The following is a 20,741-nucleotide window of genomic DNA, read 5'->3' as shown; positions in this document are numbered from 1 at the left end:
CCGGGGCACTCTGCCGTCCATGCTCTTGACGCTCAGCATGAGCGGCAGAATCGAAAAGCTACCCCAGAACACTACCTCTGAGGGCTACTTCTGCACGCTACTTCTGTGCCTTGGCGATAGCCTCCATCAGCACTTGAGCGTAGAGTTCCTGGCCGGCTGCCTCCGGATGAACACCATCGGAGGTGAGAAGACCATTCTGAGTTTGCAGAGCCTGGCGAATCGCAGAGTTCCAATCCGCAATAATCACACGATTAGAATGCTGAGCCGCAAACTCGTGAATCTTACCGTTCGAGTAGTCAATCCAGGTTAGGTTGCGCGGGCCGTAACCGGTGACCAGCACCAGTTTAGAATCGGCGGGCATAGCCGCCAGAACCTCGTCGAGCTGACCGTCCAGAATGGTCGAGTTCGCGGTCACCGACAGCACGAAGGTCTTACGGATTTGGCCGCTGGCTCCCATGGACTTAATAATCGGCAGAGCCTTGGCGATGGTGCGTCCCTCCGCCGCATCGATGGATGCTTCGGGCATCTTGTCGTACAGCTCGGGGGATACTGCCACCACAATGGAGTCACCCACAATAGTCACCTGTGAAGAGTTCACGGAACCGGTCGCTTCCTTCGAAGCTGAGGGGCTTGCGGAAGCCTTTGTATCCTTACCCGTAGCGCTTGCGCTTGCTGATGCGCTCGCAGCCTGCGCCTCCTGACGTGCCTTCAGACGCTCAACGGCGGCACGCTTGCCATCCTCAACGGACTGCTGGGCGGTAGTCATTGCCGGAGCGGTGTATACCGCCAGACCGGTTGAAGCAGCCGCCACGACAGCCGCAAGGGCGACCGAAACCGGCAGGAACTTAGTGCGCGAGGACTGGAAGGCCGCCACCACACGGTTAGCACTACCTCGGAAACCGTAGCGGCGAATCGGGGTCTCAACCCAGCGGTACGACATCTCTGCAATAACGAAGGTCGCAACAAAAACGCCCGCGTTCACCAGCGGGGAGCGATCCGCGCCCAGCACATAATGCATCACTACAGCAAGCGGCCAATGCCACAGATACAGGCCGTAGGAGCGCTCGCCCACCCAGCGTAGGGGAGCGAAGTTCAGTAGGCGGCGCAACATTTCGGAGGCGCCAGCAAGCATATCGGGTAACATACCCTGAATTACGCCCAGCGCCAACAGGGAGGCACCGAACAGACCCCAGGGAATCGCTCCGGGTGCAGACTCAGGAACCAGAATTGCGTAGGGAATCAGCGCGAATAGGGATAACCAGCTAATCATGACGCGGGCGAAAGCGACCAGACCGAAGGGCTGAGCTACGCGGTACAGTACGGACTGCTGTAGCGGGGGATACAGGGACCAGGGGCGAGCGAACGCCAGCAGGGCGCCGAGTAGCAGACCGTAGAGGTGAGTGTCAGTGCCGTAGTAGATGCGGCTAATGGGGGAGCCGGACATCAGCAGTGCGGTGGCAGTGCTCAGCGATGCAATAATACCAAGCACCATGACCACGCTGAAACGACGCCATGAACGGCGCAACAGTATGCCAGCGCTAACAATCAGCAGGGGCCAGACCACGTAGAACTGTTCTTCCACTGCCAGGGACCAGAAGTTCGTGAAAAGCTCCGGGGAAGTCTGCGCGAAGTAGTCGTTACCGGAAAAAATGGAAATCCAGTTGGACGAGAAGGTCGCCGCACCGGCAAGTTGTCGACCCAGGTTCACCTGAATATCGCCGCCAACGAGCAGGCTGACCGGTCCCATGACCAGAATCAGCAGGGCAATGGCGGGAAGCAGTCGGCGGGCACGGCGAATCCAGAAGCTACCCAGGGCAATTTTGCCGGTGAGTGTACCTTCACGTAGAAGCAGGGAAGTAATCAGGAAACCGGAGATGACGAAGAAAATATCTACGCCGATCATGCCGCCGGGTAGTACGGTGGGCCAGAAGTGGTACACCATCACGAGGAGCACAGCGATTGCTCGCAGGCCGTCCAAACCCGGCAGAATATAACGCCGGTTAGCCTCATCTGGACGCACGGAGGAGGTAAAGAGGGACTTCATACTGTTTGTGTACTCCGTAGGACGGAAATTATAGAAATACTTGCTAATTATATGTTTGTTCCCTTTAGATGACATATAAATACCCGTATATGACGCACATAATACTTCGTTTTTATACTGCTGAGGTTCCGCAGGGTATCTCACCCTGTGTGTGCGATGGCGTGCACCGTGCCCACAGAGGGGATAATAGAGGCTGTACGTCACAACCCCCATCGTCGGGGCGCCAACAAGTTACGGAGGAGAGAATCATGACCCACGAGGTTGATGAAAAAATCTGGAAGGTAGCGGTACTCGGTGCTGCGGGCCGCATGGGTTCCGAGGCGGTGCGTGCCGTCAACACCTCCGCAGACATGGACCTGGTGGCGGCGCTGGGCCGCGGCGACGACCTGCAGGAGCTGGTCGATGCCGGCGCAGAGATTGTTATTGACCTGACCGTTCCTGAATCCAGCGAAGCAAATGTGCGCTTCGCGGTGGAGCATGGTATGCACGCTGTGGTTGGTACGACCGGTTGGACCCCCGAACGCCTGGAGTCCCTGAGAGCGCTACTGGCTGAGCACACCGAGGTGGGTGTGCTCATCGCCCCGAACTTCGCGATTGGTTCGATCCTCGCCACCGAGTTTGCGGCGAAAGCGGCACGCTACTTCGAATCTGTAGAAATTATTGAGATTCACCACCCGAATAAGGTGGACGCCCCCTCCGGTACCGCTGTGCATACTGCCCGCAAGGTGGCTGCTGCCCGTACGGAGGCTGGCGTGGGTGTAAGCCCCGATGCCACCACTTCCGATCCTTTGGGCTCGCGTGGCGCAGTGGTCGACGATATTCACGTACACGCGGTGCGTCTGCGCGGCATGGTGGCGCACCAGGAGATTCTGCTGGGAGACCCCGGTCAGCAGCTCGTGATTCGTCATGATTCCTTTGACCGTGCCTCCTTTATGCCCGGCGTGCTGTTGGGTGTGCGTGAGGTGGCGGCGTATCCCGGTTTGAGCGTGGGCTTGGACGCCTACATGGATTTGTCCTAGGAGAGAGTATTGTCTGAACAGACTTCACACGAGGTTTCGTCGGCTCCGTCTGAGGCGCGTAGCCGTGGCCCCTGGTGGACTTCCCTGCGTTTGTGGGCTGTCTGCGCCTGTGCGCTGATGGTGCTGACTGTGCTGATTCTGCCGCTGCCGCTGACGGTGCGTGCTTTGATTTTGGGCGTACTGATTTTTAGCGCCGTCTTCGTTGCGGTGGATGCCGGCGGTTGGGGTAAGACCTTCGCGGCAATGACTTGCGCCCTACTGACCCTGTATTTGGCGCATATTGCGCAACAGGGCTTTGTGATGCTGGCTTCCGGTTCGGTGGCTGGCATTGTGCTTGGTGCGGGTATGATTTTGCTGCCGATTCTGGGCGCGTGGGCGCTGGTGCGTGAGGTGCTTTTCGGCGCCCGTATTCAGCGTATGGCTCGGGAATTGGCGGCTTCGAACGAGCTGGTGGAGGATAACCTGCCGCGCACCCCCTCCGGCCGTGTGGACCGTGAGGCTGCGGCTGCGGAGTTTGAGAGCTTCGCGGAGGCGGTGGAGCAGGAGCCGAATAACTGGAAGGCGTGGTTCAACTTGTCGTGCATGTACGATGCGGGTGGTGAGCGCAAGCGTGCCCGTGCGGCAATGCGTAACGCGTGGGCATTGCGTTCGGGCCGTCAGGCGAAGGCTATTCACTAGGCGTAGCCGCGGTGATTCATTCTCAATGCCGCATATTTTTTTTGATGTGTGGTTGATAACGCTGAGGCTTCGCGCCCGGTTTCATAGCCCCTGCGGGTGAACCTTCGCGAAAGTACCGTGGGTTTGAAAGAGTCCGAATAGTAGAACAGATATGAAAACTTATGCGCTCTGTGGCAAAAATCTGCAGTTCGGGCGTACTCTGGACATATGTCTGAGAACCTTTCGAATCCCGGCACTTTTGTTGAACCAGTCTTCGGTCGCCTTCTGACCGCAATGGTAACCCCCTTCGCGAAGGACGGCTCCGTTGACGAAAAGCAGGTCGCAGACCTGGCGAGCTACCTTGTGGAGAATGGCCACGATGGCCTGGTGGTCTGCGGCACCACCGGCGAATACTCCACCATGACCGATGACGAAAACGAGCGCGTCTTCCAAATCGTGAAGGACACTGTTGGTTCTCGAGCAAAGATTATTGCCGGTGTTGGTTCGAACGATACCGCGCATACTATTGAGCTGGCGCACCGCGCCGAAAAGGTTGGTGTGGACGGCCTGCTGGTCGTGACTCCGTACTACAACAAGCCGACTCAGCCGGGTGTCTACGCTCATTTTGCGACCGTTGCGAAGGCAACTGAGACCCCCGTCATGCTTTACGATATTCCGGGTCGTGCGGGCATCCCCATCGCACCCGAAACCTACCATCGCCTGGCAGAAATTGATAGTATTGTAGCGGTGAAAGACGCCAAGGCAGACTTCGGTGCCGCAACCGAAGTCATGGCAACCACCGACCTGCACTACTACAGCGGCGACGACGGACTGACCCTTCCCTGGATGGCAACGGGTGCCGTCGGCCTTGTTTCGGTGACCGCACATGTGGCACCCGCACTCTTCCGTGCCCTGATTGATGCTGTCGTTGCACAGGATCTGGTGGAAGCGCAGCGTCTTCACCTGGAACTGACTCCGATTGTCCGAGCGACCATGGGACGTGCCCCCGGTTGCGTTGCCGCCAAGGAAATTCTTTCCTGGCAGGGTGTACTGGACCAGCCTGTCGTTCGCCTGCCGCACGTACTCTCCGAACCGGATGTTGCCCAGGCGATGCGAGCTGACCTGCTCTCCTCGAGTATCGCTCACACCCTGAAGAACTCCTAAACTTTGATGCCTGCCCAATCACGCAATAGTGCGGGGAGCGCATATATAGAGGATTTTGGCTACCGTCATACCCCGCCTTCGGGGGGGGGCATGATATAGCCAACGGACGCGGACTCCACACCTAGCAATGGGTGAGGGGTCCGCTCTGACGTATTGCCGCGGTTTACTGCCCAATGATTCGGTCCCCACTCAGGCAGGGACTTAACTTAGGCAGAGGCACCCGTGCAGTACGTCCCCAATACTTTTAATACTTTCGGTGATTTGGACGCACCGGCAGCACTTCCGCAGCCTCGGCACGTGAGAGCCGAACCCGCTGGAGTGCTTGCGGTACGAAGCATCGCCTACGAATCACAGACATCACAAGAAAACATAGAAGAAAGAGGAGACACACGATGAGCGTCTTTGAAGCGAATCTTCCCCTCCCGCCCCGCCTGAAGAAGGACACCCTGCGCGTGGTGCCCCTGGGCGGTTTGGGCGAAGTCGGTCGTAATATGACCGTGTACGAAATTAACGGCAAGCTGCTGATTGTTGACTGTGGCGTGCTCTTCCCCGAAGAGTCCCAGCCCGGCGTGGACCTAATCCTGCCCGACTTCAGCTACATTGTTGACCGTCTGGACGACGTCGTTGCCATGGTTCTGACCCACGGCCACGAGGACCATATTGGCGCGGTTCCCTACCTGCTACGCCGCCGCCCCGATATCCCCCTGGTTGGTTCCGAACTGACCCTGGCGCTGGTTGAGGCGAAGCTCGCCGAGCACCGCATCAAGCCCTACACCCTCGCGGTGAAGGAGCACCAGGTGGAGCGTTTCGGCCCGTTTGAGTGTGAGTTCGTTGCCGTGAACCACTCGATTCCGGATGCGCTGGCTGTCTACATCCGCACCCAGGCGGGTAAGGTCCTGCACACCGGTGACTTCAAGATGGACCAGCTGCCGCTGGATGGCCGTATCACCGACCTGCGCCACTTCGCCCGCCTGGGCGAGGAGGGCGTGGACCTGTTCCTGCCGGACTCCACCAACGCTGAGGTTCCCGGCTTCACCCCGACCGAGAAGCATATCGGTCCGGTGCTATCGAACGTTTTCCGTGACGCAAGCGGTCGCATTATTGTGGCGTCCTTTTCCTCGCACGTTCACCGAGTGCAGCAGGTGCTGGATGCAGCCGCTGAGCGTGGCCGTAAGGTCGTGCTCGTGGGCCGCTCCATGGTGCGTAACATGACCATTGCTGAGAAGCTGGGCTACCTGAAGGTTCCCGCGAACGTGCTGGTGGACTTGAAGAAGGTCGATGACTATCGCCCCGACCAGATCGTGATGATGTGCACCGGTTCGCAGGGCGAGCCGATGGCGGCACTGTCGCGCATGGCGAACGGTGACCACAAGATTCAAATTGAGCCTGGCGATACCGTGGTGCTCGCATCCTCGTTGATTCCCGGTAACGAGACCAGCGTCTTCCGCATCATTAACGCCCTCATGAAGCTGGGAGCTAACGTGGTGCACAAGGGCAATGCGAAGGTTCACGTTTCCGGTCACGCTGCTGCGGGTGAGCTGCTGTACTGCTACAACATTCTCAAGCCGAAGAACGTTATGCCGGTTCACGGTGAGGTTCGCCACCTGATTGCCAGCGGCGACCTGGCGATGGAGACCGGTGTTCCGAAGAAGAGCGTGCTGCTCTGCGAGTCCGGCACCGTCGTGGATTTGCGCGATGGCGTGGCCTCTGTGGTGGGCGAGGTTCCCTGCGAGTACCTGTACGTTGACGGCCGCTCTGTCGGTGAGGTCACCGAGAGCGATCTGAAGGACCGCCGCATCCTGGGCGAAGAGGGCTTCGTGTCCATTGTGACCGTCATTGACCGCGCAACTAAGCGCGTGGTGACCGGCCCGGATATTCATGCTCGCGGTATCGCTGAGGACGACTCGGTCTTTGACGAGATTGTTCCGAAGATTACTGCCGCTCTGGAGGATGCTCTGCACCGCGCACCGGAGAAGGTGCACACCGTGCAGCAGCTGCAGCAGATTGTGCGCCGCACCATCGGCGCCTGGATTTCTCGCCGTCTGCGCCGCAAGCCCATGATTGTTCCCGTGGTTGTTGAGAACACCTCGAAGGCCGCGAAGAACTAATACTCTGCGCGAGGCTAGCTGCCTGTCATAGCGAAAAGGCGGGGTCGATACGTTGTGTCGGCTCCGCCTGCTGTGTATCTGCAGAACGTATGCGCGAAAGCTACGCGAAAGCGAACGCAGTGGGGAGGGGGAGAAGCGCCTTATCAGCGCCCTATCAATGCCCACATAGGCGCCGGGCGAGGTGCACTTTTTAGCTCACTGATAACGAAAGAATCGGTACATTAACGGGAAGGTTGATACCCTAAAAGGTATGGCTCCACGGACCACGAAGGGTCGTAACACGACCTCTACTAAAGCAAACACTAAAAAGACCACCCGCAAGCGCACCACCTCCCGAGGCGGCGCCCAGCGCGGTGCCAACACAGCGAACCCTGTAGCGGGCGCTATCTCCTCCGTCTGGCTGAGTATAGCTCACGCTATCGGTGGGCTCTTCCGCTCCATTGGTGCGGTGCGCACCGACCTTGCGCCCGAAGACCGCCGTGACGGTGGCGCGCTCACCATCCTGCTGTTTGGCATGATTAGCGCAGGGGTGGAGTGGTACAACTGGCGTTCCCATACCTCCCTCGGTTTGTTGCGAGCGCCGCTGGATGCCTGGCACACCATGCTGGGCGGTATTTTCGGTCAGGGTGCCCTGCTGATTCCGGTGTTCTGCCTTATCATGGCGTGGTGCATTTTCCGTGGACCTGACCTCATTAAACGTAATAACCGCGTGGCGGTGGGCTCCTTCATTATACTGGTGGCGACCTCCCTGTTCTTTGCCCGCCATGCGGGTCACCCGACCTTCGCGGATGGTTTTGACGCCGTCTGGGCTGGTGGAGGCGTGGCTGGCGTTCTGCTGGGCACCCCCATTGTGCGTGTGAGCGGCGGTATTGCGTTCGTTGAGATTCTGATTCATCTGCTGCTGGGTATTGCCGGTCTGATGGTTCTGACGAATACTCCGATTCGTCAGGTGGTGCCGCGTACCCTGCACATGGTCGGTCTGGCTCTGGGTGAGAAGCCCAACGGCACGACTCGAACCTCCGTGAAGGACAGCCCTTCGGATGCAACTCAGACCGTGAATCTGAACGCTGAGGAGCACGACCGTAGCTACCTGTACGAGGATGAGAAGCCGGCACGTACGGCTCCGAAGTCTGGCGGCCTGTTCGCTCGTCTGCGCGGTTGGTTGGGCATTGCTCCCGCTGCGTCGACGGATTCTTCCCTGGACGAGTACGCCGGTGATGAAGCATTCGTGAGCGCCGTGGTGGATGAGACTCACCCGGAGACCACGCAGATGCCGGTACAGCCCGTGGACTCTGCACAGGGATCCGCTCAGCAGGCGCGCCCGGCGGCTAAGCCGAACCGCCTGTCCCGTCTGCCGGGCCGCCTCAACCAGGCACCGGCTGCGCAGGGTACTTCTGCGCAGAACAGTGCGTATTCGAGCAGCCCGGACCTCTTCGATGTTGAGGCATCGGATGCACCCGCAGCCCGCCTGGACCAGGTGCAGCGTGCCGCCGTGGCGAATGGCCGCGTGAACCGTATTCCTGGCGAGGAGCCCCTCTTTGACGTTGAAGCATACGATGGCTTCGGCGCTTCTGAGGAAGCTGCACCGCAGACGAAGCACCACCAGGTAGTTAACTCTGCACAGCCTGCAGCACGGTCGGCGGCCCCGGTTTCTGCACCCCAGGCTCCTGTTGCCCCCGCGGCTCAGCCTCCGATTCCGACCCGCATGCACTCGCCGGGTGCGCATCCGAAGAACGTGGCTCCCGCGGCTTCGCGAGCGCCTGAGGCTGGCGCATCCCGCCCGCTGCAGAACAATACTCAGGTGGCAACCACCGAGCAGGCGCGCGGCGAGCAGGTTGTGCAGTCCTCCCGCGGCACCTATGTGCTGCCCTCGGAGGAGTTACTGGTTGCTGGTCCTCCCGCCAAGGAATCTTCCGAGGTCAACGAGCATGTGGTTGAGGCTCTGACGAATGTGCTGGAGCAGTTCAAGGTGGATGCGCAGGTCACCGGCTTCTCGCGCGGCCCGACCGTGACCCGCTATGAGATTGAACTGGGTCCCGCCACGAAGGTGGAGCGTGTGACCGCGCTGAGCAAGAATATTGCGTACGCTGTGGCGAGCCCGGATGTTCGTATTCTGTCCCCGATTCCGGGTAAGTCTGCTATTGGTATTGAGATTCCGAATACGGACCGTGAGACCGTTGCGCTGGGTGACGTGCTGCGTTCCTCACAGGCTCATGCGAACCACCACCCGATGGTCATGGGTGTGGGTAAGGACGTTGAGGGCGGCTTCGTGCTGGCCAACCTCGCAAAGATGCCGCATATGCTGGTCGCTGGTGCGACCGGTGCCGGTAAGTCTTCGTTTGTGAACTCGATGATTACCTCGATTCTGATGCGTTCAACCCCGGACCAGGTGCGCCTGGTGATGGTCGACCCGAAGCGTGTGGAGCTCACCGCCTACGAGGGCATTCCGCATCTGATTACGCCCATCATTACGAACCCGAAGAAGGCAGCTGAGGCTCTTCAGTGGGTGGTTCGTGAGATGGACGCCCGCTACGATGACCTCGCCCATTACGGCTATAAGCACGTGGACGACTTCAATAAGGCGGTGCGTGAGGGTAAGGTTCAGCCCGATCCCGGTAGTAAGCGCACGGTGCACGAGTACCCGTACCTGCTGGTGATTGTTGACGAGCTCGCCGACCTGATGATGGTCGCTCCGCGTGACGTGGAAGAAGCGATTGTTCGTATTACGCAGCTGGCGCGTGCGGCGGGTATTCACCTGGTGCTGGCAACCCAGCGTCCGTCGGTGGATGTGGTGACCGGTCTGATTAAGGCGAACGTTCCGTCTCGTATGGCGTTTGCGACCTCCTCGGTGACGGACTCTCGCGTGGTGCTGGATCAGCCCGGCGCCGAGAAACTGATCGGTCAGGGTGACGCACTCTTCCTGCCAATGGGTGCCTCGAAGCCGATGCGTGTTCAGGGTGCGTGGGTGTCTGAGTCTGAGATTCACGCAGTGGTTGAGCACGTGAAGCAACAGGCGCCGACCATCTACCGTGAGGACGTGATGGTCTCTGCCGCGAAGAAGCAGATTGATGAGGAAATTGGCGATGACCTCGACGATCTGTTACAGGCGGCGGAGATTGTGATTACGACCCAATTCGGTTCGACCTCGATGCTGCAGCGTAAGCTGCGCATGGGCTTCGCGAAGGCTGGCCGTATCATGGACCTGCTGGAATCGCAGGGCGTGGTGGGCCCCTCGGAGGGCTCGAAGGCACGTGAGGTGCTGATCCGCCCGGATGACCTGCAGGTGACCCTGGCACGTATTCGCGGTGAGGAGCCTCCGGCTGCCGACCCGTACGCGAATGCGGTGGACCCGGGTGAAGCGGTCACCGACTATTTCGATGAGCCCGATGATGAGGGTTCAGAGGACGCCTGGCAGCTGACTGGCCGCTAGTCCTCCAGCGCCCTGCCCACTCAGCTGAGTGAACCCGCGACATGCACCCCGCATTGTCCCCGTGATGTCTGCTACGGCACACGTATAATGGATGGTACGGGGGTGTTTGCGTATCCCCGATACGTTTAGGTGTCGGCGCGTACGCGGTCTCTCACCGTCGAAAGCGATCTACCCGTAAGGAGCCGTTATGAGTGAAGCTCGCAATTCCGCACCCGCAGGTGCGGTCAGCGCAGCGAAGCCTTCGAACTGGAATGTACCGAATGTGTTGACGGTTCTGCGTATTATTGCGGTTCCTTTCTTCATTGTTGCCCTGGTTACGGGTGGTACTTTTGGTGCCGCAGATTCGATGCACCGCTGGTTGGCGTGGATTATTTTCATTCTTGCCATGCTCACGGACTGGGCGGACGGCTATCTGGCGCGCTCGCGTAATCTGATTACGAGCTTCGGCAAGATTGCTGACCCGATTGCCGATAAGTTCCTCACCGGCGCGGCGTTTATTGTGCTGTCGACGCTGGGTGAGCTGTGGTGGTGGGTCACGATTGTGATTCTGCTGCGCGAGTGGGGCATTACAATCATGCGTCTGTTCATCATTAAGTACGGTGTGATGGCCGCTAGCAAGGGCGGCAAGATTAAGACCGTGCTACAGACGGTGGCGCTGGTGCTGATGCTTCTGCCGCTGGGTCAGCTGGGTCTTGGGTGGCTGATTCCTGGTTGGATTCTGATGGGCGCGGTCACCGCGATTACCGTGTGGACCGGCCTGGTGTATGTGCGTGATGCGTATATTTTGCGTCGTAACTGGTTGCAGGCTCAGGCCTCCCAGGGCGGCGGTCATTAGAGGCGAGGGGGGAGTGGCGTGTGCTGCTCCCCTTCGCTGTACCTGCGGTGCGTTGTGTGCCGCGTGAGGTTTTGGTCGGCGGTTCGCCGCTGAAAGGAGAGAATAATGGTTCCCCTCATACTTGAAGATGCTCCGTCCCTTGATCCTGCTGAGGTTTTCTCCGGTACCCCGGAGGCGGCGGCTCTGCTGCTCCGTGATGCGGTGCGGTTGCGTGCCTCCCAGGAGGGGCCGGTGCTGGTGGCAACGGCTGAGTCGCTGACCGGCGGGGATGTGGGCGGCGCGATTTGTACGGTGCCGGGCGCATCCGCGTATTACCGTGGCGGAGTGATTTCCTATGCCTACGAGGTGAAGGCTCAGGTGTTGGGTGTGGATGCTCAGCTGCTGGCGCGTGAGGGGGCGGTGCATCCTGCGGTGGCGGTGCAGATGGCGGTCGGTGCGGCGCGTGTGTGCGGTGCTGATTATGCGGTGTCGACCACGGGTGTTGCCGGTCCTGATCCTGCGGATGGTCAGACGGTGGGTACGGTCTATATTGGTGTGTGTTCTCCGTCCGGTTCTGAGGTGTTTGAGCGGCACTATTCGGGGGATCGGGCGCAGATTCGTGAGGCGGCGAGCGCGGATGCGATTGCTCTGCTGGCGCGTGCGGTGCGCGGTGGTGCTGGTGGGGGTTCTGGAGAATGAGCTGGCGTAGCGACTCGGCTAGACTGTGCTGTGTGGCGCCTGGAATGGCTGTGTAATCATCTGTGCAGCGCCTACCTGAGAAAAAATTTTACGGTTCAAATATATTCACAGGGTTCTTTCAGCTCCGCAGGAATAAAGGCATAGGTTCGTCTGTTTGAATAGATACAAGCCGTAAGAAGAAGACGAAAGTGGCGGGGCACCTAGCTCACGCTCCAAAAATCAGTTAGGCTTATTCTGTACAGTCCCGCGCGTCGGGAATACCTACTCAGGAAAGTGATATAGAAGCTCATGGCTAAGCAGCGTGTATCGATTAATGGCATTACTAAGTGGAAGGAAATCGAGGAGACCCCCCGACAGGTCGCCCCGGTCGTTGAGGAAGCTAAGGTTGTTCCCCTGCGACAGGCAATCGGTGAGGTTCTTCGCGATGTTCGCCAGCGTCAGGGTCGCACCCTGCGCGAGGTTTCCCAGCGTGCCCGTGTTTCCCTCGGTTACCTGAGCGAAGTTGAGCGCGGTCAGAAGGAAGCTTCCTCCGAACTGCTGGCATGGATTTGCCAGGCTCTGGATATTCCGATGTCCCAGATGTTGCGTGAGGTTGCTGATCGTATGGCAGTTCTCGAGGGTGTTCAGATTCCGGATACTGTTCCGGCTGAGATGTCTGAGCAGTACAAGAGCGATTACTACATTCTCTCGAAGTAACGCAAGGCGGCACATGCCGCGCTAAATGTGAAGCGATGCCGTGCATCCCCGTAAGGTGGTGTGCGGCATCGCTTATTCTCAGTTTATTCTCGGGCGATGTGACGAATTATGAAGCAAACTAGCGGTGAAGAGGAAGGAGCGCTTGTGAAGCTGAGCGAGTTTTGGGTGTGTATGGAGTATGAGTTCGGTGCCGGGTATGCTCCGGTGCTGGCGCGTGACTTGGTGCTGGGGTCGTTGGGTCATGTGACCGCTGCGGAGGCGCTGGATCAGGGCGTTAACCCGAAGGATGTGTGGCTTGCGATTTGTGAGGAGCAGGAGATTCCGCAGGAACGCCGCCTGGGTCCCGATAAGGAGCCGTTGCGCTAGGTAGTGAGCCTGGCGTGTTCTAGCGCCTGTGCGGTGCCTACCAGCTGTTCCCTGGCAATTGTTCGAGTGCTGGCGCCTGTGCGGGAAGTATTTTCGAATAATTAGCCGAGAATCCGGGTTTTTCGAAAATATATGCCGAAACCCTATCCGATTTATTCGAAACCGGGTCGTAATTTTGTTCGACTCATGCTAGACTTTTCCACATCAGGAATTTTTTGGAAAAGTCTTCAAAGTTTTCCACAGATTTTAAAAAATGGCCTTATCCTGTCAGGCTGTGACCCTAGAGTAGTCTCAGAAGGAACCGGTAGGCCAAAACCTTCGAGGTCTCGATTACGAGTCCCACCGATTCCGAAGAAACATTACTCCCGTCAACCACTGACAACACAAAGAACGAGGTACTACCGTGGCTAAGAACACCAAGTCTCAGAGCGTAGCTCGCGTTCCCGAAGAGGGTCGCGCCAAGGCACTTGAAGCCGTGATGGCACAGATCGATAAGAATTACGGCAAGGGCGCGGTCATGCGCTTGGGTGATAAGGAAATCACCAAGACTGAGGTGATCTCCACCGGCGCTATCGCTCTGGATGCAGCTCTGGGTATTGGCGGCCTGCCCCGTGGCCGCGTCATCGAGATTTACGGTCCCGAGTCCTCTGGTAAGACCACCGTTGCACTGCACGCTGTAGCGAACGTTCAGAAGGCAGGCGGCGTGGCGGCGTTCATCGACGCCGAGCACGCACTGGATCCGATCTACGCGGCTAAGCTGGGTGTGGACATCGACCAGCTGCTGGTCTCTCAGCCCGACACCGGCGAGCAGGCACTGGAGATCATGGACATGCTGGTTGGTTCCGGCGCCGTTGATATCGTGGTCGTCGACTCCGTTGCAGCACTGGTACCCCGCGCCGAAATTGAAGGTGACATGGGTGACTCCCACGTGGGCCTGCAGGCTCGCCTCATGAGCCAGGCTCTGCGTAAGATTACCGGCCGCCTCTCCGCAACCGGCACCACCGCAATCTTCATCAACCAGCTGCGTGAGAAGATTGGTGTCTTCTTCGGCTCTCCCGAAACTACCACCGGTGGTAAGGCACTGAAGTTCTACGCTTCGGTCCGTATCGACATCCGCCGCATTGAGACCCTCAAGGACGGCGCTAACCCGATCGGTAACCGCACCCGCGCCAAGATTGTGAAGAATAAGATGGCTCCGCCCTTCAAGCAGGCTGAGTTCGACATCCTCTACGGTGAGGGCATCTCCGTTGAGGGTGGCATCCTGGACCTGGCGGTGGAGAACGACATCGTCAAGAAGTCCGGCGCATGGTTCACCTACGATGGTGAGCAGCTGGGTCAGGGCCGTGAGAACGTTCGTAAGCTGCTCAAGGACAACCCCGAGCTCACCGAGGAACTGCAGTACAAGGTTCTGGTGAAGCTGGGCATCATTGAGGAAGAAGCTGAAGAGCAGGCAGTTGCTTCTGAATCCGAGGGTAACGACCCGCTGGACGAGCTGGCTGAGGACTTCTAAACCGGCCCGCGTAGCTTCTTGCTAACGCCACGACTGATTGCCGTGTGCTGTGCATTCCGCACGGTGCACGGCAATCTGTCGTTAACGGAGAGTGCTTTAAAGAGAGTATCGGGGGTGCCGAGACAGCGCCTCGTTACAATGGGGGAGCGCCGTATAGTCTGGTGCACGGGTCAACAGCGACCCGTCAATAAACGATCCAATACAGGGCAAAGGAGGAACTGAGCATGACGGAACAGCACGGTCATGAAGAGCACGAGCAAAACAGCGCGCGTGACGACGATGCCGGTTTTGCGGCGCTGGATGCGACCGAACCGCACTTCGGTTCCTTGGCTCTGGAAGGTTCAGCCTTCCAAGACTCTGCATTCTCTACGTCTGTTTCCTTTGAGACCGCTATTTCCTTTGAACCGGCAGCCCCGCCTGTTGAGGTAGGCGGCTTCGAAGCGCTCAATTTTGAGGCGCCTACCGCCCTGGCGGAGCCCACCCTCAGCTGGGAGGCGCCTCCTGCTGTTACGCTTCCTGCTGTCGGAGAGCCCCCGTATCAGGATGAACCCCCGTACCCTGACGAGCCTCCTTATGAGGTTGAACCTCAGTATCCGGCAGAGCCTAAGTACGTAGGGGAATATTGGGTACCCTCGGACGAAGTAGCACCTGCAGAAGCGATAGCGGAGACGCTTGGGGGTCAAGAACCCTCACCCCAAAAAACCAAGCCGAAAGCGCGGCAGGCTGAAAAGCCTACGCCTAAGAAGAAGCCATCGGCTAGAGAAAACGGACCCAAAAAGTGGGCGCGGAACAGGGCCGCGGATTCGGTAGCCGCTGAGGAGTTCCCGGACTGGCACCCCGCCGCGCACGGCTTTGTTGAAGAAAGCATCGCCCGCGATAACGGCGGCGACTACGCGGGGGAGTTCCGCGTACCCGAGATGCTCCTGAAAGCTGCGCCCGCCAACTTTAAAGATGGCAGTTCCGAAGAAAGTAGCGAGCCCCCGCGTCGTAGCCTGCTCGTTGACCCGAACCTGCCCGCCGTCTCCATTGACGAAGCGCCCGTTCGTGCCTTCACCCCCGGCGGTGCCGAGCCGCGCCCCATGGCGGCTGGCCGTATGAGTCGAGCCGGTGCCGCATCCATCGGGTCGGGGCTCACCGCCGAAGAAAAGGAAGAGATTGAGCGGCAAGCAGCTCAGCGGGATAAGCAGAAGAAACGCAACTCTTCGCGTGCCTCCAAGAACACAGACTACAAGCGTGGGTTCCGTCGTATGAGCGCGGCGCAGGAAGAGAAAATGCGGAGCCGTTCGCCCTACGCGCCCGCCTTCGGAGCTCGCAGTGACGATGAGGAAACCCGCAAGAGTCCAACCGGCCGCGGCTCGGGGAGCAACCTATTCAGGGAAGGAAGCAGCTTGAACGAAGAACTCACCCCGGCTGAAGAAGCACTCATTCGCGGCATTGCTGAGGAAGAGGCGCAGGGCGTTGGTACCGGAAAGAGCCGTGCCGCTTCGGCGGGTTCCCCAAAGGGCGGTTCTCGAGCTCGGGGCTTCCAACCGGGCGGCTCTCAGATAGGACATGCTTCCTCACCGTCGGAAAGCAACGTGCCTTCCTGGAAGCAGAAGGTGCGTACCGCCCGCGCCGCGGAAGAAACAGACCCCTACACTCGCGCTAAAACCATCGTGTACAACCAGCTGGCGTACTCGGCAAAAACCCGAGGTCAGCTGCGTAAGAAGTTGCAGGCAGAAGGCTTCGAGGCGGAGCTCATTGAGCCGCTGCTCGATAAGTTTGAGGCGGCAAAACTCATTGACGACGCCGAATACGCCCAAATGTTTGTGGCACAGAAGAGCCGCACCAAGAAGCTCTCCCGCGCCGCGCTGCGTCGTGAGCTCGCTGAACGCGGGGTGCGCGGTGAAGAGGCAGAGAACGCACTGGCTCAGCGCACCGACGAGCAGGAACGTGAGGACGCCGCCGAGCTGGTGCGTAAGAAGCTGCGCCCCGGTATGGACCTGAGCGACCGTGCCGAAAAGGATAAGGTGACCCGCCGACTACTGGGGATGCTGGCTCGCCGCGGGTACTCCTCCTCGGTGTCGATGTCGGTGATTCGTGAGGAACTTGCCGACTACGGTGCGGATGACGAGCTCTGGTAGTTGGCGGCTCTGGTCTAGGATGAGTAGGTCGCTCCGCCTAAGGCTTCCATCAATGAGTTAAAAGGGTGAGTCCGCTACAGACATACTCTGTAGCGGGCTCACCCTTACGTTTTTGAGCTTTATAAAACGCCTTGTCGAAAGCTATATCCGCTGTTTACTCTGCTGCTTATTCAGCGGCCCCCAGACGGTTCGCGAACTCGGCGAGGGTTGCATCCTGAGAACCAGCGATTTCCAGCAGCAGGCGCATCAGTTGCGCACCCTCACGGCGAATACGAGGTAACAAGCCGGAGCGTGCCGAAGAAGAGTACAGTTCCAGTAGAGCGCACACGGTTACCGCCGTGCACACCGCCAAATCCTCCGCCAGGTGCTCATCCAGTGGGGCGTCCTCGAACAGCGCAGAGTACAGCGCCGGCAGCGCCTTCTTACGATCCACCCGGTAGCGCGGGTACTCCGGTGAGGATGGGAAGCCCAGCATCGCCTCAACGAAGGGGAAGCCGCGGTGGTGCAGGCAGGTGCCCTCCGCATCGACCATGCGCACCTGCGCGCCGTCCGCCGAGCCAATCAGCACGTTCTGCGGCGAAAAATCGCCCGAAGAGAGCATATAGACCTTGCCGCGGTTGAGCTTGAACTGCTCGGGTACCGGCGGACGCTTGGTAAAGAAGGGCTGCAGAACGCGGCGGAAACGGAAGGACAGCTCCTCAACAGCGGCGGGAAGAACGGGTGCGTCCTCATGCTCGGCAGAGCTGGAATCCGTGCTGTCAGCATCGGGCTCGGGGACGCGCGCCTCATCAGCCACACCGTACAGCTTCTTCAAACCGCGCTCAGCCAACCCCGGCGAGGCAATAGCGCCCGGGAACTGTGCCTTGCGGTCGGCACGCGCCAGGTTCAGGCGGTAATCCTCCACCGCCTCGCCCATAATGCCGCTGGCGGCAAGGGAACGGTACGCCTCAATGTAGTAGGTCAGCGCATCCAGCGCCTGCTGTTCGGTGCCCTCCAGCAGGGCGTGTGCGACCGAATACTGCTCGCCCTCAACGGTTCCGGCGCTCACATCTTCCAGCGCCAGCACTCGCAGTTCAGGATCCGCGCCGTAGAGCTGCGGGAACAGACCCGGAACCTGCCGGTTCAGTGCCTCCAAACCGTAGCGCTCACGCAGGTACCCGAAACCGCCCGCGTTCACCGTCGAATCCTTACGGCGGTAACGCTTCACAATAATCGAGGCCGGCAAAGACTGTGTAGACTCGAAAGACTGTGCAGACTCGGCGGCAGGCTCATACGCTACACGCACCACAACGGAACGCATGCCGGTGCCCAGAATCTGCACACGCTCCACCGCGCGGCCAGCCACCTGCTCCAAAGAATACGCCCAGCTGAGCAGCTGCATCAGGGTCTGACGCATCGAGGCAGAATCAGCGCTCGCCTGAGGCGGCACGGGGGAGTAGGCGGCAATCGCCTCCTCAATGAGGGTGTTCAGAAGCTCCCCGTCAGGGGTGGGGGCGGAAGAATCGTTCGGTGACAGAGCCGGAAAGTTACTACTAAGGGAAACCTGCATAGAGCCATTATCCCCCATCGGATACCCTATAGGGCATGACTTCGACCCTCAGCGATTCCGCCCAGACCCCCGAAACCAGCCCCCGCACCTACGAAGTACGCACTTTCGGCTGCCAGATGAACGTGCACGACTCCGAACGAATGTCCGGCCTGCTGGAGGCTAACGGCTACGTTCGCGCAGAGGAAGGCACCCAGCCCGACCTGGTTGTTTTCAACACCTGCGCGGTCCGCGAAAACGCTTCCAACCGCCTTTACGGTCATCTCGGTCAGCTGGCGCCGGTCAAGCGTAGTCACCAGGGCATGCAGATTGCTGTGGGCGGCTGTCTGGCGCAGAAGGACCAGGACGCCATCATTGAGAAGGCACCCTGGGTTGACGTCGTGTTCGGCACCCACAACATTGGTGCCCTCCCCACCCTGCTGGAGCGCGCCCGCCACAACCACGAGGCGCAGGCAGAACTGCTCGAATCCCTCGAAGTTTTCCCCTCCACCCTGCCCACTAAGCGCGATCACGTGTACTCCGGCTGGGTGTCCATCTCCGTTGGCTGTAATAACACCTGCACCTTCTGTATCGTGCCGTCCCTGCGCGGTAAGGAAAAGGACCGCCGCCCCGGCGACATTCTCGCAGAAGTTCAGGCGTTGGTCGATGACGGCGCTATTGAGGTGACCCTGCTCGGCCAGAATGTAAACTCCTACGGCGTGGAGTTCGGAGACCGCCAGGCATTCTCCAAGCTGCTGCGTGCCTGCGGTGAGATTGAGGGCCTGGAGCGTGTACGCTTCACCTCCCCCCACCCGGCAATGTTCACCGACGACGTGATTGACGCGATGGCGGAGACCCCGAACGTCATGCCCGTGCTGCACATGCCGCTGCAGTCCGGCTCCGACAAGGTGCTCAAGGATATGCGCCGCTCCTACCGTTCCAAGAAGTTCCTGAATATTCTGGACAAGGTGCGTGAGCGCATCCCGAACGCCGTGATTACCACCGATATCATTGTGGGCTTCCCCGGCGAGACGGAAGAGGACTTCCAGGACACTTTGAAGGTTGTGGAGCAGGCTCGTTTCTCCTCCGCATTCACCTTCCAGTACTCGATCCGCCCCGGCACCCCGGCGGCGACCATGGAGAACCAGATTCCGAAGGAGGTCGTGCAGGAACGCTACGAGCGTCTGATTGCCCTGCAGGACCGTATCGCCGGTGAAGAGAACCGCAAGCAGCTCGGTAAGACCGTTGAGCTGATGGTCGTTGCGGAGGCTGGTCGTAAGGCTGACCAGACTTACCGTCTCTCCGGTCGTGGCCCGGACCAGCGCCTCGTGCACTTTTCGGTGCCCGAGGGTTGCGAGATTCCCCGCCCCGGTGACATGGTCACCGTGCCCATTACCGAGGCTGGTTCCTTCCACCTGATTTCTGACCCGACCGCCGAGCAGTATCAGCTGCGCCGCACCCGCGCCGGTGACGCGTGGGACCGCTCCCAGGCTGACTCTTGCGGTACCGGCACCACCCAGGTGCCCGGAGCACCGGTGGGTCTGGGCATGCCGACTATCGGTCTGCGCCCCTAAAACCTATAACGAATCATGCGCCCTGTTCTTCGGGCTCTTGCCGCCCACCGCAAGTGGGGGTGAGGGAACCGGTAGAATGGGGCGCATGACTATCTCCGAAACTCTGTCCGTTATCGCTATTGTGGGCCCGACCGGCACCGGTAAGAGTGCTCTCGCTATTGAGCTGGCTCTGCGCCTGAACGGTGAGTGCATTAACGCTGACTCTATGCAGTTCTACCGGGGTATGGATATTGGTACCGCGAAGGTCACTGCGGAGGAGATGCGCGGCGTTCCGCACCACCTGCTGGACATTATGGACGTGCGGGATGAGGCGTCTGTGGCGGAGTTTCAGGAGCGTAGCCGTGAGCTGATTGAGCAGATTCGTGCTCGTGGCCGCTACCCGATTTTGGTGGGTGGTTCCGGCCTGTATGTGCGTGCTGCCCTGGATAAGTTGGAGTTCCCCGGCACGGATGCGCGGGTGCGTGAGCGCCTGGAGGAGCAGGTACGTACCGAGGGTATTGGTGTTCTGCACTCCCGCCTGGCAGAGGTCGACCCGGAGTCGGCTGCGCGCGTGAAGGATGAACGCCGCATTATTCGAGCCCTGGAGGTGTTTGAGGTGACGGGCCGCCCGTTCTCAGCGTTCATGCCGGTGCGCGAGTACGTGACCGAGAGTATTCAGATTGGTTTGGATATGGATCGTGCCCTGCTGCATGAGCGTCTGCACCGCCGCGTGGAGCTGATGCACGAGCAGGGTCTGCTCGATGAGATTCGCACCCTGAATACGCAGGGGTTGCAGGAGGGTAAGACTGCTTCCCGCGCGATTGGTTACGCGCAGTTCGCTCGCGCCCTTGATGATTCGGAGTACAGTGTGGAGCAGGCGATTGAGGATACGACGATTGCGACCCGCCAGTTTGCGCGCCGCCAGCTGACCTGGTTCCGTGCGGACCCGCGCGTGCACTGGCTGGATGCGCTCTCACCTACCCTTGCCGATGAGACATTGGCTACAATTTTGTAAAAATAAGCGAATAGACGT

At 59.6% G+C, this 20,741-nt stretch carries 15 protein-coding genes; 13 read left to right on the top strand and 2 right to left on the bottom strand.

What is annotated here, in order from left to right:
• Window positions 1-97: 97 nt before the first annotated feature.
• Window positions 98-2,044, bottom strand: coding sequence for an acyltransferase family protein (locus O3648_RS02500; protein WP_279754380.1), 1,947 nt, complete (start codon window positions 2,042-2,044; stop codon window positions 98-100).
• Window positions 2,045-2,292: 248 nt separating this feature from the next.
• Here O3648_RS02500 and dapB point away from each other — a divergent pair, with 248 nt between their 5' ends.
• The 11 genes from dapB to O3648_RS02445 all read left to right on the top strand — a co-directional run bounded on the left by dapB (window position 2,293) and on the right by O3648_RS02445 (window position 16,630).
• Window positions 2,293-3,063 (top strand): 4-hydroxy-tetrahydrodipicolinate reductase, encoded by a 771-nt coding sequence (gene dapB, locus O3648_RS02495; protein ID WP_279789209.1) that lies wholly within the window; start codon window positions 2,293-2,295, stop codon window positions 3,061-3,063.
• Window positions 3,064-3,072: 9 nt separating this feature from the next.
• Window positions 3,073-3,741: a hypothetical protein gene (locus O3648_RS02490; protein WP_279789211.1), complete on the top strand. Its 669-nt coding sequence runs from the start codon at window positions 3,073-3,075 to the stop codon at window positions 3,739-3,741.
• 207 nt (window positions 3,742-3,948) lie between these two features.
• Complete coding sequence (dapA, locus tag O3648_RS02485; protein ID WP_279789213.1) at window positions 3,949-4,884, top strand: 4-hydroxy-tetrahydrodipicolinate synthase; 936 nt, start codon at window positions 3,949-3,951, stop codon at window positions 4,882-4,884.
• Between the two features lie 392 nt (window positions 4,885-5,276).
• Window positions 5,277-6,992, top strand: a complete 1,716-nt coding sequence (locus O3648_RS02480; RefSeq protein ID WP_279754382.1) for a ribonuclease J — start codon at window positions 5,277-5,279, stop codon at window positions 6,990-6,992.
• Between the two features lie 250 nt (window positions 6,993-7,242).
• Complete coding sequence (locus O3648_RS02475; protein WP_371568219.1) at window positions 7,243-10,422, top strand: DNA translocase FtsK 4TM domain-containing protein; 3,180 nt, start codon at window positions 7,243-7,245, stop codon at window positions 10,420-10,422.
• A 187-nt stretch (window positions 10,423-10,609) separates the two neighbouring features.
• A complete protein-coding gene (gene pgsA, locus O3648_RS02470; protein ID WP_279754385.1) occupies window positions 10,610-11,257 on the top strand; it encodes a CDP-diacylglycerol--glycerol-3-phosphate 3-phosphatidyltransferase in 648 nt (215 codons plus the stop codon).
• A gap of 105 nt (window positions 11,258-11,362) precedes the next feature.
• Window positions 11,363-11,935 carry a CinA family protein gene (locus O3648_RS02465; protein WP_371568217.1) on the top strand — a complete coding sequence of 191 codons (573 nt, stop codon included), beginning with the start codon at window positions 11,363-11,365 and terminating at the stop codon, window positions 11,933-11,935.
• A gap of 288 nt (window positions 11,936-12,223) precedes the next feature.
• Entirely contained in the window at window positions 12,224-12,631 is a 408-nt protein-coding gene (locus tag O3648_RS02460; RefSeq protein ID WP_005507109.1) for a helix-turn-helix domain-containing protein, read from the top strand.
• A 108-nt stretch (window positions 12,632-12,739) separates the two neighbouring features.
• The gene (locus O3648_RS02455) at window positions 12,740-12,997 is read left to right on the top strand and encodes a DUF3046 domain-containing protein (protein WP_279742152.1); all 258 of its coding nucleotides are present in this window, start codon (window positions 12,740-12,742) and stop codon (window positions 12,995-12,997) included.
• Window positions 12,998-13,400: 403 nt separating this feature from the next.
• Window positions 13,401-14,507, top strand: a complete 1,107-nt coding sequence (gene recA, locus O3648_RS02450; protein ID WP_279742153.1) for a recombinase RecA — start codon at window positions 13,401-13,403, stop codon at window positions 14,505-14,507.
• Window positions 14,508-14,731: 224 nt separating this feature from the next.
• On the top strand, window positions 14,732-16,630 hold the full coding sequence (locus tag O3648_RS02445) for a RecX family transcriptional regulator (RefSeq protein ID WP_371568214.1): 1,899 nt from the start codon (window positions 14,732-14,734) through the stop codon (window positions 16,628-16,630).
• A gap of 166 nt (window positions 16,631-16,796) precedes the next feature.
• Here the strand turns inward: O3648_RS02445 and O3648_RS02440 are convergent, their stop codons facing one another.
• Window positions 16,797-18,179, bottom strand: coding sequence for a hemin ABC transporter substrate-binding protein (locus O3648_RS02440; RefSeq protein WP_371568212.1), 1,383 nt, complete (start codon window positions 18,177-18,179; stop codon window positions 16,797-16,799).
• Between the two features lie 35 nt (window positions 18,180-18,214).
• On the opposite strand from O3648_RS02440, the gene miaB reads away from it, so the two are divergent.
• Together miaB and miaA are read left to right on the top strand one after the other, a co-directional pair.
• On the top strand, window positions 18,215-19,729 hold the full coding sequence (gene miaB / locus O3648_RS02435) for a tRNA (N6-isopentenyl adenosine(37)-C2)-methylthiotransferase MiaB (RefSeq protein WP_371568210.1): 1,515 nt from the start codon (window positions 18,215-18,217) through the stop codon (window positions 19,727-19,729).
• Between the two features lie 85 nt (window positions 19,730-19,814).
• Window positions 19,815-20,723, top strand: coding sequence for a tRNA (adenosine(37)-N6)-dimethylallyltransferase MiaA (gene miaA / locus O3648_RS02430; protein ID WP_371568208.1), 909 nt, complete (start codon window positions 19,815-19,817; stop codon window positions 20,721-20,723).
• Window positions 20,724-20,741 lie beyond the last annotated feature (18 nt).

It is taken from the genome of Rothia sp. 27098_8_161 (genome assembly GCF_041432905.1).
Lineage (GTDB): Bacteria > Actinomycetota > Actinomycetes > Actinomycetales > Micrococcaceae > Rothia.
The sequence above is the reverse complement of the archived record's forward strand: the minus strand, read 5'-3'. Positions and strand labels throughout refer to the sequence as shown.

What these genes read in the sequence shown, in the direction of transcription:
- dapA (WP_279789213.1), top strand. Translation starts at nt 3,949, where the DNA reads ATGTCTGAGAACCTTTCGAATCCCGGCACTTTTGTTGAACCAGTCTTC.
- miaA (WP_371568208.1), top strand. Translation starts at nt 19,815, where the DNA reads ATGACTATCTCCGAAACTCTGTCCGTTATCGCTATTGTGGGCCCGACC.
- miaB (WP_371568210.1), top strand. Translation starts at nt 18,215, where the DNA reads ATGACTTCGACCCTCAGCGATTCCGCCCAGACCCCCGAAACCAGCCCC.
- O3648_RS02480 (WP_279754382.1), top strand. Translation starts at nt 5,277, where the DNA reads ATGAGCGTCTTTGAAGCGAATCTTCCCCTCCCGCCCCGCCTGAAGAAG.
- O3648_RS02440 (WP_371568212.1), bottom strand. Translation starts at nt 18,179, where the DNA reads ATGCAGGTTTCCCTTAGTAGTAACTTTCCGGCTCTGTCACCGAACGAT.
- O3648_RS02445 (WP_371568214.1), top strand. Translation starts at nt 14,732, where the DNA reads ATGACGGAACAGCACGGTCATGAAGAGCACGAGCAAAACAGCGCGCGT.
- pgsA (WP_279754385.1), top strand. Translation starts at nt 10,610, where the DNA reads ATGAGTGAAGCTCGCAATTCCGCACCCGCAGGTGCGGTCAGCGCAGCG.
- O3648_RS02475 (WP_371568219.1), top strand. Translation starts at nt 7,243, where the DNA reads ATGGCTCCACGGACCACGAAGGGTCGTAACACGACCTCTACTAAAGCA.
- O3648_RS02500 (WP_279754380.1), bottom strand. Translation starts at nt 2,044, where the DNA reads ATGAAGTCCCTCTTTACCTCCTCCGTGCGTCCAGATGAGGCTAACCGG.
- dapB (WP_279789209.1), top strand. Translation starts at nt 2,293, where the DNA reads ATGACCCACGAGGTTGATGAAAAAATCTGGAAGGTAGCGGTACTCGGT.
- O3648_RS02460 (WP_005507109.1), top strand. Translation starts at nt 12,224, where the DNA reads ATGGCTAAGCAGCGTGTATCGATTAATGGCATTACTAAGTGGAAGGAA.
- O3648_RS02455 (WP_279742152.1), top strand. Translation starts at nt 12,740, where the DNA reads ATGAAGCAAACTAGCGGTGAAGAGGAAGGAGCGCTTGTGAAGCTGAGC.
- O3648_RS02465 (WP_371568217.1), top strand. Translation starts at nt 11,363, where the DNA reads ATGGTTCCCCTCATACTTGAAGATGCTCCGTCCCTTGATCCTGCTGAG.